The 13,391-nt window shown below is 61.6% G+C and carries 14 protein-coding genes; 12 read left to right on the forward strand and 2 right to left on the reverse strand.

All coding sequences use genetic code 11. The annotated features are described in order from the left end of the window. The first annotated feature begins 459 nt into the window (after positions 1–459). The gene (locus tag E4P01_RS27190) at positions 460–1,254 is read left to right on the forward strand and encodes a helix-turn-helix transcriptional regulator (RefSeq protein WP_216091783.1); all 795 of its coding nucleotides are present in this window, start codon (positions 460–462) and stop codon (positions 1,252–1,254) included. Beyond that, positions 1,254–2,723: an efflux transporter outer membrane subunit gene (locus tag E4P01_RS27195; protein WP_143508466.1), complete on the forward strand. Its 1,470-nt coding sequence runs from the start codon at positions 1,254–1,256 to the stop codon at positions 2,721–2,723. The genes E4P01_RS27190 and E4P01_RS27195 overlap by 1 nt, the downstream gene beginning before the upstream one ends. Here E4P01_RS27195 and hpaA read toward each other — a convergent pair. Next, on the reverse strand, positions 2,650–3,540 hold the full coding sequence (gene hpaA, locus E4P01_RS27200) for a 4-hydroxyphenylacetate catabolism regulatory protein HpaA (RefSeq protein WP_179119839.1): 891 nt from the start codon (positions 3,538–3,540) through the stop codon (positions 2,650–2,652). The genes E4P01_RS27195 and hpaA overlap by 74 nt on opposite strands. Positions 3,541–3,638: 98 nt before the next feature. Between hpaA and E4P01_RS27205 the strand changes: the two genes are divergently transcribed. From E4P01_RS27205 to hpaI, 8 genes are all read left to right on the forward strand, one after another. Continuing rightward, positions 3,639–4,304, forward strand: coding sequence for a fumarylacetoacetate hydrolase family protein (locus E4P01_RS27205; protein ID WP_078821785.1), 666 nt, complete (start codon positions 3,639–3,641; stop codon positions 4,302–4,304). Further along, positions 4,301–5,071, forward strand: a complete 771-nt coding sequence (locus E4P01_RS27210) for a fumarylacetoacetate hydrolase family protein (protein ID WP_078821786.1) — start codon at positions 4,301–4,303, stop codon at positions 5,069–5,071. Before E4P01_RS27205 ends, E4P01_RS27210 begins: the two co-directional genes overlap by 4 nt. A 5-nt stretch (positions 5,072–5,076) precedes the next feature. Beyond that, the gene (hpaE, locus tag E4P01_RS27215) at positions 5,077–6,537 is read left to right on the forward strand and encodes a 5-carboxymethyl-2-hydroxymuconate semialdehyde dehydrogenase (RefSeq protein WP_032880382.1); all 1,461 of its coding nucleotides are present in this window, start codon (positions 5,077–5,079) and stop codon (positions 6,535–6,537) included. A 154-nt stretch (positions 6,538–6,691) separates the two neighbouring features. Next, positions 6,692–7,549, forward strand: coding sequence for a 3,4-dihydroxyphenylacetate 2,3-dioxygenase (gene hpaD / locus E4P01_RS27220; RefSeq protein WP_078821787.1), 858 nt, complete (start codon positions 6,692–6,694; stop codon positions 7,547–7,549). A 15-nt stretch (positions 7,550–7,564) separates the two neighbouring features. Next, the gene (locus tag E4P01_RS27225) at positions 7,565–7,957 is read left to right on the forward strand and encodes a 5-carboxymethyl-2-hydroxymuconate Delta-isomerase (protein ID WP_005789539.1); all 393 of its coding nucleotides are present in this window, start codon (positions 7,565–7,567) and stop codon (positions 7,955–7,957) included. A 46-nt stretch (positions 7,958–8,003) separates the two neighbouring features. Continuing rightward, the gene (locus E4P01_RS27230; RefSeq protein ID WP_078821788.1) at positions 8,004–9,308 is read left to right on the forward strand and encodes an MFS transporter; all 1,305 of its coding nucleotides are present in this window, start codon (positions 8,004–8,006) and stop codon (positions 9,306–9,308) included. Between the two features lie 11 nt (positions 9,309–9,319). Further along, the gene (hpaH, locus tag E4P01_RS27235) at positions 9,320–10,123 is read left to right on the forward strand and encodes a 2-oxo-hept-4-ene-1,7-dioate hydratase (protein WP_216091784.1); all 804 of its coding nucleotides are present in this window, start codon (positions 9,320–9,322) and stop codon (positions 10,121–10,123) included. Between the two features lie 16 nt (positions 10,124–10,139). Next, positions 10,140–10,940: a 4-hydroxy-2-oxoheptanedioate aldolase gene (gene hpaI / locus E4P01_RS27240; protein WP_078821790.1), complete on the forward strand. Its 801-nt coding sequence runs from the start codon at positions 10,140–10,142 to the stop codon at positions 10,938–10,940. Positions 10,941–11,064: 124 nt separating this feature from the next. On the opposite strand, the gene hpaR is transcribed toward hpaI, so the two are convergent. Then, entirely contained in the window at positions 11,065–11,487 is a 423-nt protein-coding gene (gene hpaR / locus E4P01_RS27245) for a homoprotocatechuate degradation operon regulator HpaR (RefSeq protein WP_078821791.1), read from the reverse strand. Between the two features lie 206 nt (positions 11,488–11,693). On the opposite strand from hpaR, the gene E4P01_RS27250 reads away from it, so the two are divergent. After that, on the forward strand, positions 11,694–12,992 hold the full coding sequence (locus tag E4P01_RS27250) for an FAD-binding oxidoreductase (protein WP_103733833.1): 1,299 nt from the start codon (positions 11,694–11,696) through the stop codon (positions 12,990–12,992). A 33-nt stretch (positions 12,993–13,025) separates the two neighbouring features. Further along, positions 13,026–13,391, forward strand: coding sequence for a cupin domain-containing protein (locus tag E4P01_RS27255; protein WP_078821793.1), 366 nt, complete (start codon positions 13,026–13,028; stop codon positions 13,389–13,391).

The following is a 13,391-nucleotide window of genomic DNA, read 5'->3' on the forward strand; positions in this document are numbered from 1 at the left end:
CGCGCAGGGTGGCCCATTACGCCGAATTTGCCGGATTTGAGCATGGGGGGGCCGCAGGCGTCTGTCACCCGAAACCCGGACATTCAAATGGATGGAACGGGCTTGGTGGGTCGTTCACTGCTGAAACGATTAAAGCGCTGTAGGAGATTGGCTATACATGGCCGATGCTGGCACTTTGAAATTCTGCAAAGTTTTAAACTTTTACCTTAAATATCATCCAGTTACTTAAACCTAAAAATACCATTCGAGCGTTCGTTGCCGGTTTTATTGGCCAGAAACGTCGGAATAATGACGCAGATTTTATGGCAGCTTGTGTCCCTCGTTTCCGCTACATACGTAGGACAAATCCATATGGCTAAATAAAATCTCGAACGCCGAGTTACGTTCAAGCAGTACGGATCGCCCCGCCGCAGCCCGGAGCCTCCGCAGACGGTTTTCGACATCAAGGATGAAATGGCTATGAGTCTGACCCGTAGTATTGGCGACACACAGGGCCCGCATTTTTATGCCGAAATGGGCGAGTTGATTTCAAACAGCGGCCATGAACGCTTCGCCGCAGACATGTTGCACCTGGTAGACAAATGGGTGCCGATTCACCTGGTGGACCTCAGCGAATGGACGCTCGATGAGCTGCGCGACCGCGTGCTCGACATCAAGCTGCTGGGCAGCGCCGGGCTGAAAAAGGAGTTGTCTGTACCCCAGACACTGCACCCGTTGAACGACCACCCGCTGATGCGCGAAATGCTGCGCATGCAAGACCCGTTGTTGATCCAGATGAAAGCCAAGGCCAACAGCGCGCACCCGTTGGGCAGTTCGCACCAGTGCAACCTGGTATCGCGCCAAGGGAATCGACGCTGTGTGATTTCGTTCTACCGGCCGCCAACCCAGCGTGGGTTTTCCCTGGCTGAGTTGTCGTTTCTCAAGTGCTTGTCGGACACCCTGTTGCCTTTGATGGAGCGGCACGCGCAACTGCTGCGTCAGGTGCCGCACGCCGAGACGGAGCCGGCCCACACCCTGCTGGAACAATCGCAATTGCAGCGCGAGTTCTACAAGCGCCTGGCTCTGAGCGATATCACCCTTTCGGCGCGCGAGCAGGAAGTGTGCCTCGGCCTGCTGACCGGCGGCACCGTGCCGCAGATCGCGGAAAAACTCAGTGTAAAAAACAGCTCGATCGAAACCTACCTCAAGCGCGCCGCCGCCAAGCTGGGCGTGAGCGGCCGGCATGGCCTGGCCAAATGGATGGTGGGTGCCTGATGAACAAACGGATGCTTTGCTGCGTCGGGGTGGCGTGGACGCTCAGTGGCTGTTCGCTGATCCCCGAGTATCAGCGGCCAGCAGCGCCGACGCCTGCGCAGTTTCCTCAAGGCGGCGTGTACAGCCTGGCGCAGGCCGGCGACCTGACGCAGAATCCGGATTGGCAGCAGCTGTTCCACGACCCGGCGCTGCAACGGTTGATTGCCGATGCCCTGGTCAACAACCGCGACCTGCGGGTAGCCGCCCTGAATGTAGAGGCGTTCCAGGCGCAGTATCGTATACAGCGCGCCGACCTGTTCCCGGCGATCTCCGCCAGCGGTGCCGGCAAGCGTCAGAAATTGCCGGGTAACGTGACAGGCACCGGCAAATCGGCGATCACCTCCAACTATTCCGCCACCTTGGGCCTGAGCGCTTATGAGCTGGACCTGTTCGGCCGCGTGCGCAGCCTCAGCGAACAGGCGTTGCTGACTTACCTGGGCACCGAAGAAGCCCGGCGCAGTGCGCAATTGAGCCTGGTGGCGAACGTGGCCAACGCCTACCTGACCTGGCGCGCCGATCAGGAACTACTGGCCCTGGCCGAGCAAACCCTGGTGGCCAACGACCACAGCTGGCAACTGACCAGCCGCAGCAAAAACGCAGGCAAAGCTTCGGCGCTGGAGGTGGTGCAAGCCCGTACCGCAGTGGAAAGCACCCGCGCCAGCGTCGCTCGCTATGAACGCCAGGTCGCCCAGGACCTTAACAACCTCGTGCTGCTGGTGGGCGGTCCGGTGGATGAGCATCTGCCCGCTCGCCCGCTGGCCGATGATCTGGTCGCCCGCGTCCCCGCCGGGTTGCCCTCCGACCTGCTGCAACGCCGCCCGGATATCCTCCAGGCCGAATACCAGTTGCAGGCGGCCAACGCCAATATCGGCGCCGCCCGTGCTGCGTTCTTTCCGTCCGTGACCCTCACGGCCAATGCCGGCAGCACCAGCAAGGAGCTGTCGGGGCTGTTCAAGGGCGGCTCGGGCACCTGGACCTTCCAGCCGCAAATCAACCTGCCGATCTTCAACGCCGGCAGCCTGCGTGCCAGCCTCGATTACGCCAAGTTGCAGAAGGACATCACGGTGGCCCAGTACGAAAAGTCCATCCAGAGCGCCTTCCAGGAAGTGGCCGACGGCCTTGCCGCTCGCCAGACCTTCAACGACCAACTGGATGCGCAACGGGATTTCGTTGCCGCCAACCAGAACTATTACGACCTGGCCCAGCACCGCTACCGCAGCGGCGTGGACAGCAACCTGACGTTCCTCGATGCGCAGCGTGCGTTGTTCAGCTCGCAACAGGCGTTGATCGTGGACAGGCTGGCGCAGCTGGTGGCGGAGGTGAACTTGTATACGGCGTTGGGTGGAGCGTGGCGCGTCAACGCAACGCCGACTGCCGCAACCGATACTCCCCCGGCGTCATCTGCGCATACCGCAGGAAAAACCGGCTGAAATACGCCGGGTCCTTGAACCCCAGCTGGTAGCAGATTTCATTTGCGGAGCTGCCGGTAAACAACAGAAGGCGTTTGGCCTCTTGCATCAGGCGTTCAAGAATCAGGCGCTTGGAGGGCAGGTCGGCGATGCGTCGGCACACCTCATTGAGGCGCGCCTGGGTCACGCCGATGGCCTGGGCATAACGCGCCAGCGGCCAATGCTCCAGGTAATGGGCTTCGATCAGTTCGTTGAAGCGGTGAAAAATCCGCAGGTCTTCATGGGCCGTCGGCCGTGCCGGCAGGGCGTGGGCGCACAGGCGCAGCAGGCGGATCATGATCAAGCGCGTCAGGCTGTCGAGGGCGGCTGCGCGGCCTGCCCGTTCGGCGTTGATCTCGCCGCACAGTTCTTCGAAAAGCTGGTCCAGCCCATCGGCGTCGGCGCCCAGCGCGACACACGCAGCCCCGGAGGCGAGGCTGGGGTCGGCGTCGATCAAGCCCCACACCAGTTGCTGGCGCACCGTCAGCACATGCCCGTCGGCATCGGCTTCGGTGACGAAGGCGTGGGCCACCGTGGGCGGCGTGAGAAAAAACATCGGCCCTGCTTCGACGTACTGGCGGTCGTCCAGATACACCCGCACCGCGCCACTCTTGACGTAATGCACCTGGAAAAACCGGTCATGGCGATGCACGGCCATATTGCGCCCGAAAAAACCTGCCAGGTTGCCCAGCTTGTCGTAATGCACCTCGGCGTCGCTGTAACGCTGGTCGTAGACCTGCCCGAGGTTGATGTTGGGAATCGGCTGCACGTCGCCCTCCTCTTGTTGTTGTGATGCCATCGGAGTGTGCCACGCTTGACGGTAGTTAACATATTAATTATAACGTTAACAACTTAACGAACTGCCTATGCAGCCGTCGTCACCGCCAGGAGAAACGCATGAGCCGTACCCTGCATGATGTTGCCAGCGGCACCCTGTTCGGCGTTGCGCTGAACTACCAGGGCCTGCTGGACCAACATCTCGCCGCCTTCGAGCAGGCGCCCTACCAGAAGCCGCCAACCAAGCCAGTGTTGTTCATCAAGACGCCCAACACCCGTAATGCCCATGGCGGCGTGGTGTTGCAGCCTGCAGGCGAGCGCCTGCAACCGGGCCCGGCGCTGGGCGTGGTGATCGGCCAGCGCGCCAGCCGCGTCAGCCTGGACAATGCCATGGCCCATGTCGCCGGGTATGTGGTGGTCAACGAATTCAGCCTGCCGGAAGACAGCTATTACCGCCCTGCCGTCAAAGCCAAATGCCGCGATGGGTTTTGCGCCTTGGGCCCGCAAGTGATTGAGCGGGATCAAGTGGCCAACCCCAACGAGCTGTCCCTCAAGCTCTTCGTCAATGGCGAGCTGCGCCAGCAAAACTCCACCGCCCATTGGGTGCGCGACATCCCACAATTGATCGCCGAGATCAGCGAGTTCATGACCCTGCATCCCGGTGACGTGCTGATCACCGGTACACCGGAGGGCCGTGTGGATGTGCAGCCGGGTGATCGTGTTGAAGTTGAAATCACTGGCGTCGGCCGCCTGCTCAATATCGTTCAGGCGGAGGCACTGGCATGAAGCGCGCACGTATCCGTTTTGAAGGTCAGATCCATGCCGTGCAGGTAGACGACGATCACAGCGTGCGCCTCAGCGATGGCCGGCGGCTTGCCGAAGATCAGGTGCAATGGCTGCCGCCCGCCACCGGCAATATGTTCGCCCTGGGCTTGAACTACGCCGATCACGCCGCCGAACTGGCCTTCACACCGCCGACCGAACCGCTGGCCTTTATCAAGTCGGTCGGCACCTACACCGGTCACCGCCAGGTCAGCTGGCGCCCGGACAACGTCGCCTACATGCACTACGAGTGCGAACTGGTGGCGGTGATCGGCAAGACCGCGCGCAACGTCAAGCGCGCCGACGCCCTGGATTACCTGGCCGGCTACACGGTGTGCAACGACTACGCGATCCGCGACTACCTGGAGAACTACTACCGCCCCAACCTGCGGGTTAAAAACCGCGACGCCACCACCCCGGTGGGCCCGTGGATCGTCGACGTGGCCGATGTGCCCGACCCAGGCAACCTGAAATTGCGCACCTGGATCAACGGCGAGCTGCGCCAGGAAGGCAGCACCCAAGACATGATTTTCGATATCCCCTACCTCATCGAATACCTGTCCAGCTTCATGACCCTGCAACCCGGCGACATGATCGCCACCGGCACGCCCGAGGGCCTGGCCGATGTGGTGCCGGGCGATGAAGTGGTGGTGGAAGTCGAAGGCGTGGGCCGCCTGGTCAACCGTATTGTCAGTGAGACGGAGTTTTTCTCCGTGCGCAAAGAGGCTTGAACAACATGATCAAACACTGGATCAACGGCCGTGAGGTCGAGAGCAAAGACGTATTCATCAACTACAACCCGGCCACCGGCGAGGCCATCGGCGAAGTCGCCAGCGGTGGTGCCGATGAAGTCGCACAAGCCGTGGCGGCGGCCAAGGAGGCGTTTCCCAAGTGGGCCAACACCCCGGCCAGGGAGCGCGCACGCTTGATGCGCAAGCTCGGCGAATTGATTGAACAGAACGTGCCTCGCCTGGCCGAGCTGGAAACCCTCGACACCGGCCTGCCGATCCACCAGACCAAAAACGTGCTGATCCCACGGGCCTCGCACAACTTCGACTTTTTCGCCGAAGTCTGCACCCGCATGGACGGCCACAGTTATCCGGTGGACGACCAGATGCTCAACTACACCCTGTACCAGCCGGTAGGCGTGTGCGGGTTGGTGTCGCCATGGAACGTGCCGTTCATGACCGCCACCTGGAAGACCGCGCCGTGCCTGGCGCTGGGCAATACCGCCGTATTGAAAATGTCGGAGCTGTCGCCACTGACCGCCAATGAACTGGGACGCCTGGCGGTGGAAGCCGGGATCCCCAACGGCGTGCTCAATGTGATCCAGGGCTACGGCGCGACCGCTGGTGATGCACTGGTACGCCATCCGGATGTACGGGCGATTTCCTTTACCGGCGGCACTGCCACTGGCAAGAAAATCATGCAGACCGCCGGCCTTAAAAAGTACTCCATGGAACTGGGCGGCAAGTCGCCGGTGCTGATTTTTGAAGACGCCGACCTAGAGCGCGCCCTCGACGCCGCACTGTTCACGATCTTCTCCCTGAACGGCGAGCGGTGCACCGCCGGTAGCCGGATCTTTATTCAGGAAAGCGTCTACCCGCAATTTGTCGCCGAGTTCGCGGCGCGGGCCAAGCGCCTGATCGTAGGCGACCCGCAGGACCCCAAAACCCAGGTCGGTTCGATGATCACCCAGGCCCATTACGACAAGGTCACCGGCTACATCAAGATCGGTCTGGAGGAAGGCGCCACACTGCTGGCCGGCGGCCTGGAGCGCCCGGCCAACTTGCCGGCGCACCTGAGCCGCGGCCAGTTTATCCAGCCAACGGTGTTTGCCGATGTGAACAACCGGATGCGCATCGCCCAGGAAGAAATCTTTGGTCCGGTGGTGTGCCTGATCCCGTTCAAGGACGAAGCCGAAGCGCTGCAACTGGCCAACGACACCGAATACGGGCTGGCGTCCTATATCTGGACCCAGGACATCGGTAAGGCTCATCGGCTGGCGCGCGGTATTGAGGCGGGCATGGTATTTATCAATAGCCAGAACGTGCGCGATTTGCGTCAGCCCTTTGGCGGGGTGAAAGGCTCGGGCACCGGGCGCGAGGGTGGCCAGTACAGCTTTGAAGTGTTTGCCGAGATCAAGAACGTGTGTATTTCCATGGGCAGTCATCACATTCCGCGCTGGGGTGTGTAGCCCAGGATCAAACAAGCCTCCTGTGGGAGCCGGGCTTGCCCGCGATGCAGACACCGCGGTCCTTCAGCCTTACCGAGTCGATGCAATCGCAGGCAAGCCAGCTCCCACAGGGACGTCACAAGCCTTACAAGAATAATTATTCAGGAGAATCATCATGGGCGAAGTGGTTCTGGCAGCGAAGATCTGCCACGTACCGTCGATGTACCTGTCGGAACTGCCCGGCAAGCATCACGGCTGTCGCGAAGCGGCGATTGCCGGGCACAAGGAAATCGGCCGGCGCGCCCGCGAACTGGGGGCCGACACCGCCGTGGTGTTCGACGTGCACTGGCTGGTCAACAGCGGTTATCACGTCAACTGTGGCGAGCAGTTCCAGGGCACCTACACCAGCAACGAGCTGCCGCACTTCATCAAGAACATGGATTACGCCTACCCCGGCTGCCCCGAGTTGGGCGAGCTGATCGCCGCCGAAGCCAACCTGGCCGGCGTGCGCAGCATGGCCCATAACATCCCGAGCCTGGAGCTGGAATACGGCACGCTGGTGCCCATGCGTTACATGCACATGGGCGTGCCCGAGGATGAAAAATTCAAGGTGATTTCCATTGCCGCCTGGTGTGCCTGGCATCGTCTGGAAGACAGCTTCGCCTTTGGCGCCGCCGTGCGCCGAGCCATCGAAAAGAGTGACCGCAAGGTGCTGGTGCTGGCGTCCGGCTCGTTGTCCCACCGTTTTTCCGACGACCGCCAGGCCGAAGCGAATATCCACAACTGGACCCGTGAGTTTGACAAGCAGGTAGACCTGCACGTCGTCGAGATGTGGCAGCAAGGCCGCTTCAAAGAGTTCTGCGCGATGCTGCCGGACTACGCCGAACACTGCTTTGGCGAAGGCAAGATGCACGACACCGCCATGCTCCTGGGCCTGCTGGGTGGGCCGGACTATGCCCAGCCGGCCGAGATCATCACGCCGCCGTTCGGCAGTTCGGGCACTGGCCAGATCAACGCGATTTTCCCGCTGTAGCTTTGGGAGAAACCTATGCCGCACTTTATCGCTGAGTACACCGACAACCTTGAACCTCAGGCCGATTTGCCTGGCCTGTTTGAAAAAATCCACCGCGTGCTGGGCGACAGTGGCGTGTTTCCGTTGGGCGGCATCCGTAGCCGTGGTGTGCGCCTGGACACCTGGCGCATGGCCGACGGCAAGCATGACTACGCCTTCGTGCACATGACCCTCAAGGTCGGCCACGGCCGCGACCTGGCCACGCGCCAGGCGGTGGCCGAAGCCGTGTTCGCGGTGATCACCGCGCACTTCGCCCAATTGCAGGCGCAGCGGTTGTTGGCGCTGTCGTTCGAGATGGTCGAGTTGCACCCACAGCTCAACTTCAAGCAGAACAATGTGCATGCGTTTCTGAATAACGCGGCGGGATAAAAACCTGCCCTCCCCCCACGGCCACTCAGACAAAAAGTACAACATCATGAGCACAGCCCACTCCACTGCAAGCCTGCGGCTTGCCGAGCACGACCGCACCCATCGTTTGGTGACCTGGCGCCTGATGCCCTTGTTGCTGGTGTGTTACCTGTTCGCCCACCTGGACCGTATCAACATCGGCTTCGCCAAGATGCAGATGAGCCACGACCTGCAGTTCAGCGACACGGTGTACGGCTTTGGCGCCGGGCTGTTTTTCATTGCCTACGCGCTGTTTGGCGTGCCCAGCAACATGGCCCTGGACCGGGTCGGACCACGGCGCTGGATCGCCTGCCTGATGGTGGTGTGGGGCCTGCTCTCCACCGGCATGTTGTGGGTGGAAAGTGCTAGGGGCTTCTACGTGCTGCGCTTTTTGCTGGGGGTGGCCGAAGCCGGATTTTTCCCGGGGATCCTGGTGTTTCTGAACCGCTGGTACCCGGCGCGGCGACGTGCCCAGGTCACCGCCTTGTTTGCCATTGCCGTGCCCATGGCCGGGGTGTTGGGCGGGCCGATTTCCGGGGCGATCCTGGAGAACTTCCACGACGTGGGCAGCCTGCGCGGCTGGCAATGGATGTTCCTGATCGAAGGTGCGCCCGTGGTACTGCTGGGGCTGGTGGTGCTCAAGTGCTTGCCGGACAGTTTCGAAGTGGTGCATTGGTTGAGCAGCGAACAAAAACAGCAACTGCGCACCCAGTTGAGCAACGAAGAACAGCGCAAGACCATCACCTCGTTCAGCGGCATCCTGCGGGACCCGCAAGTGTGGCTGCTGGTGGCCGTGTACTTTGCGGTGATGCTGGCGGTCAACACCCTGGCGTTCTGGATGCCGACCCTGATCCACGGCGCCGGCATCGGCCGCGACAGTCAGGTCGGCTTGCTCAGCGCCGTGCCCTACCTGGCCGGCTGCTTCTTCATGCTCGGCTGCGGGCGCTCGTCCGATCGCCAGCGCGAGCGTCGCTGGCATTTATGCGTGCCCCTGCTGATGGCCGCTGTCGGCATTGCCGTCGCGGGCCTGGCGCCCGGCAATGCGCTGCTGGTGATGAGCGGGTTGGTGGTCGCCGGCATGGGCGCCAGCGCGGCGCTGCCGATGTTCTGGCAACTGCCGCCGGCGTTTCTTTCCAATACCACTCAGGCGGCGGGCATCGCCATGATCAGCTCGTTCGGCAGCATCGCCGCGTTCCTCGCGCCCTACCTGATCGGCTGGATGCGCGACGCCACCCAGAGCGCCAGCCTGGCCCTGTACGTACTCGCCCTGTTTATCGCCCTCGGTGGCCTGCTGGTGCTGCGCACTCAGGCCGCCATCGTCAACCCACACTAGAGACCGTTGCCATGCTCGACTCCCAGCAAATCCTCGCGGCCGCCGCCCACCTGGACCGCGCCGAACGCAGCCGCGAACAGGTGCGTCAGTTTTCCCTCGACTACCCCGGCATCACCCTCGAGGATGCGTACGCCATCCAACGCGAATGGGTTGCGCAAAAGATCAAGAACGGGCGCACGCTCAAGGGCCACAAGATCGGCCTCACTTCACGAGCCATGCAGGTTTCTTCGAACATCACCGAGCCCGATTACGGCGCCCTGCTCGATGACATGTTTTTCGACGAAGGCAGTGATATTCCCTTCGAACGCTTCATCGTGCCGCGTGTGGAAGTGGAACTGGCGTTCATCCTTGGCAAGCCGCTCAAGGGCCCCAACTGCACGGTGTTCGATGTGCTCGACGCGACCGAATGGGTGATCCCGGCGCTGGAAATCATCGACGCACGCATCCAGCAGGTCGACCCACAGACCAACGCCACCCGCAAGGTCTTCGACACCATCTCCGACAACGCCGCCAATGCCGGCGTGGTACTCGGTGGCCGGGCTGTGCGCCCCACCGAGATCGACCTGCGCAAAGTGCCGGCGGTGCTGTATCGCAATGGCGTGATCGAAGAGTCCGGCGTCTCGGCGGCAGTGCTCAACCACCCGGCCAAGGGCGTGGCGTGGCTGGCCAGCAAGCTGGCGGCACATGACGTCACCCTACTGCCGGGCCAGGTGATTCTCGGCGGCTCGTTTACCCGTCCGGTGGCCGCTCGCCCCGGGGATACCTTCCACGTCGACTACGACCTGCTCGGTTCGATCGCCTGTCGCTTCGTCTGAACACTGGAGGATTGTCATGGACATGCCTATCAACCGCTTCAAACAACGCCTTCACAACGGCGAGGTGCAGATCGGCCTATGGCTTGGCCTCGCCAATGCCTATAGCGCCGAGTTGGCCGCCAATGCCGGTTTCGACTGGCTGTTGATCGACGGCGAACATGCGCCCAACCACCTGCCGGGGATGCTTGCGCAATTGCAGGCCATCGCGCCCTACCCCAGCCAGGCGCTGATTCGCCCGGTGGTCGGCGACACGGCATTGATCAAGCAACTGCTCGATATCGGCGCGCAGACGCTGCTGGTGCCCATGGTCGAAAGCGCTGCCCAGGCCCAAGAACTGGTGCGCGCCCTACACTACCCGCCCCAGGGTATTCGCGGCGTCGGCAGTGCCCTGGCCCGTGCTTCGCGCTGGAACAGCATCACCGACTACCTCGACCAGGCCGACGCGCAGATGTGCCTGCTGGTGCAGATTGAAAACCGCGAGGGCCTGGCCAATCTGGACGCTATCACCGCCGTCGAAGGCGTGGACGGTGTGTTCATCGGCCCGGCGGACTTGAGTGCGGCCATGGGGCATCGCGGTAACCCCGGGCATCCTGAAGTGCAGGCGGCGATAGAGGACGCCATCGTGCGCATTGTTCGAGCGGGCAAGGCGGCAGGGATTCTCAGTGCGGATGAACGCCTGGCGCGGCGCTATATCGAACTGGGCGCAACGTTCGTGGCGGTGGGAGTGGATACCACCGTGTTGATGCGCGGGTTGCAAAGCCTGGCCGGGAAGTTCAAAGACGTACCGGTGGCTGCCAATACCGGTGGTGTCTACTGAGATCCAATGTGGGAGCTGGCTTGCCTGCGATAGCGGTGTATCAGCGACAAATAAGCCAGCTGACCCGACGCTATCGCAGGCAAGCCAGCTCCCACAGTTGACCGGCGGTGGTTCAGTCATTAGTTCAGCGCTTGATGTTCTTCAAGTCATCCAACAACCCCAGCAAGGTCTGGAATTTCTCTTCGCCAAGCTGATCCTGCAAGCGCTGGTAGTTGGCCTCCATGCACTGGCTCATGGACGCGAAACTCGCCTTGCCCTTGTCCGCCAGGGTAATGAGCACCCGGCGCTGGTCCTGTTCGGCCTTGCGTCGGTGCACCATGCCGGCGGCTTCCATGCGCACCAGCACGCCGGTCATGCTCGGCTTGAGGATGCACGCCAGTTCCGCCAGTTGGTAAATCTCCAGCTCACCGTGCTGTTCGAGGATGCGGATGATGCGCCATTGCTGTTCGGTCAGGCCGTGTTCATTCAGGGACGGGCGGAAAAAACTCATCGCGGCCTCACGCGCTTGCAGCAAGGCCAGGGTCAGGGATTGTCGAGGTTTGGACATAGGATCAGGGTCACGAAGTATTTAGTTAATAATTTAACGAAACTCTAACATTCCCCGCCAGCGAGCGCGCTATAACTTGTGTGTGCCCTCGCCCGTGGCGCGCTGAATCAAAAACCCGGGCACGCAGGATCAAGACTTCCAGCCCGTCAGGGGCCCTAATGGAGGCATCCGCTTTAGCGCCTTCCTTCACTTTTTCAGGCTGCGCCATGATCAACATCGAAACCCCTACGTATTACACCGCCACCAAGAAATACAACCTCAGCTTCCCCACCCTGGAGCAAGACATCGACGCGGACGTCGTGGTGATCGGTGGCGGCTTTTCCGGGATCAACACCGCGCTGGAACTGGCGGAAAAAGGCATCACCAATATCGTGGTGCTTGAAGCGCGCTACCTGGGCTTTGGCGGCACCGGCCGCAACGGCGGGCAGATCATGGCGGGCATCGGCCATGACTTGGAGAAGATCAAGAAGGACGTGGGCGAAGACGGGCTGCGCCAGGTGTTCGAGATCAGCGACCTGGGCGCCGACATCATCAAGAACCGCATCGCCAAGTACAACATCGATGCCGATTTCTGCCACGGCTACGGCTATATGGGCTTCAACGCCCGCCAGGAAAAAACTCTGCGCGCCTGGGAGAAGGACTTCAAGTCGGTCAACAGCCAGCATGAAATCCGCTTTCTCGGCGGCTCGGATGTGCAGCAGATCATCGGTTCCAACGCCTACACCAGTGCGCTGCTGCACATGGGCGGCGGGCATGTGCATTCGCTGAACCTGCTGCTGGGCGAGGCCACCGCGCTGGCCGGCCATGGGGTAAGGATTTTTGAGAACAGCCCGGCCCTGGAGGTCAGCTACGGCGAACGCATCACCGTGCGCACCGGGCGCGGTTCGGTACGCGCCGGCAAGTTGCTGTGGGCCTGTGACAGCTTTCTCAACAAGCTCGAACCGGAACTGCACCGCTCGACCATCAACACCTACGCTTTCCAGATGATGACCGAGCCGTTGTCCGAAGAATTGATCCAGCGCATCAGCCCGATCCGTGGCGCCTACAGCGATATCCGCCCGGTGATCGACTACTACCGCGTAACCAATGAAAACCGCCTGCTGTTCGGCGCCGCGACGCCTTTGGTCGAGCATATTCCCGGCGACCTGAAAGCCTGGAACCGCCACCTGATGCTGAAGATTTTCCCCTACCTCAAGGACGTGAAAATCGACCTGGCCTGGGGCGGCCCGATGGCGTGCAGCCCGAATCTGTTCCCGCAGATCGGCACCTTGCCGGGGCGCAGCAATGCGTTTTTCGTGCAGGGCTATTCAGGCTTTGGCGTCACCCCCAGCCACATCATCTGCAAGGTCCTGGCCGAAGGCATGAGCGAAGGCTCGGCGCGCTATGACCTGGTCAGCTCGATCCGCCGCCCGACCATCATCGGCAAGGACGCAATTCGCCCTCTGCTGCTGACGGCGGGCAAATCCTGGCACCAATTGTCCGGCTACTGGAACGGGCGTCGTTGATTCGCTTTTTTTCACTCATCAGGAACCACTGCCATGACCCTCACCACCGTCAAACATAACGTCCAGCTGTCGGAACTCGATGCCTGGGGCACCGTGGCCGACCTCGGTTCACAGATCCTTGAAGGCGAGGTGCGCGCCTTCGGCAAGATGACATTCGGCGCACCTACCGATGCGGTCAGCAGCGCTTACTTCGGCACCACCCAGGGCAAATTCCGCATGGTCTACCCGTTCGCCGAACAAGCCACGGTGGTCACCGGCGAGGTGATACTCACCGATGAGTCCACCGGCCAGTCCACCCGCTACAAGGCCGGTGACAGCTGGTTTGTGACCAAGGGCACGCCGGTGCTGTGGGAAGTGGTCAGCGAGAGTTTCGTCAAACACTACTTCGCCGTCGTGTAA

The organism is Pseudomonas sp. NCIMB 10586, from assembly GCF_023127895.1.
GTDB classification, from domain to species: domain Bacteria; phylum Pseudomonadota; class Gammaproteobacteria; order Pseudomonadales; family Pseudomonadaceae; genus Aquipseudomonas; species Aquipseudomonas synxantha_A.

What these genes read in the sequence shown, in the direction of transcription:
- E4P01_RS27225 (WP_005789539.1), top strand. Translation starts at nt 7,565, where the DNA reads ATGCCGCACTTTATCGCTGAGTACACCGACAACCTTGAACCTCAGGCC.
- E4P01_RS27205 (WP_078821785.1), top strand. Translation starts at nt 3,639, where the DNA reads ATGAGCCGTACCCTGCATGATGTTGCCAGCGGCACCCTGTTCGGCGTT.
- hpaD (WP_078821787.1), top strand. Translation starts at nt 6,692, where the DNA reads ATGGGCGAAGTGGTTCTGGCAGCGAAGATCTGCCACGTACCGTCGATG.
- E4P01_RS27190 (WP_216091783.1), top strand. Translation starts at nt 460, where the DNA reads ATGAGTCTGACCCGTAGTATTGGCGACACACAGGGCCCGCATTTTTAT.
- E4P01_RS27250 (WP_103733833.1), top strand. Translation starts at nt 11,694, where the DNA reads ATGATCAACATCGAAACCCCTACGTATTACACCGCCACCAAGAAATAC.
- hpaI (WP_078821790.1), top strand. Translation starts at nt 10,140, where the DNA reads ATGGACATGCCTATCAACCGCTTCAAACAACGCCTTCACAACGGCGAG.
- hpaR (WP_078821791.1), bottom strand. Translation starts at nt 11,487, where the DNA reads ATGTCCAAACCTCGACAATCCCTGACCCTGGCCTTGCTGCAAGCGCGT.
- E4P01_RS27210 (WP_078821786.1), top strand. Translation starts at nt 4,301, where the DNA reads ATGAAGCGCGCACGTATCCGTTTTGAAGGTCAGATCCATGCCGTGCAG.
- hpaA (WP_179119839.1), bottom strand. Translation starts at nt 3,540, where the DNA reads ATGGCATCACAACAACAAGAGGAGGGCGACGTGCAGCCGATTCCCAAC.
- E4P01_RS27195 (WP_143508466.1), top strand. Translation starts at nt 1,254, where the DNA reads ATGAACAAACGGATGCTTTGCTGCGTCGGGGTGGCGTGGACGCTCAGT.
- E4P01_RS27230 (WP_078821788.1), top strand. Translation starts at nt 8,004, where the DNA reads ATGAGCACAGCCCACTCCACTGCAAGCCTGCGGCTTGCCGAGCACGAC.
- hpaH (WP_216091784.1), top strand. Translation starts at nt 9,320, where the DNA reads ATGCTCGACTCCCAGCAAATCCTCGCGGCCGCCGCCCACCTGGACCGC.
- E4P01_RS27255 (WP_078821793.1), top strand. Translation starts at nt 13,026, where the DNA reads ATGACCCTCACCACCGTCAAACATAACGTCCAGCTGTCGGAACTCGAT.
- hpaE (WP_032880382.1), top strand. Translation starts at nt 5,077, where the DNA reads ATGATCAAACACTGGATCAACGGCCGTGAGGTCGAGAGCAAAGACGTA.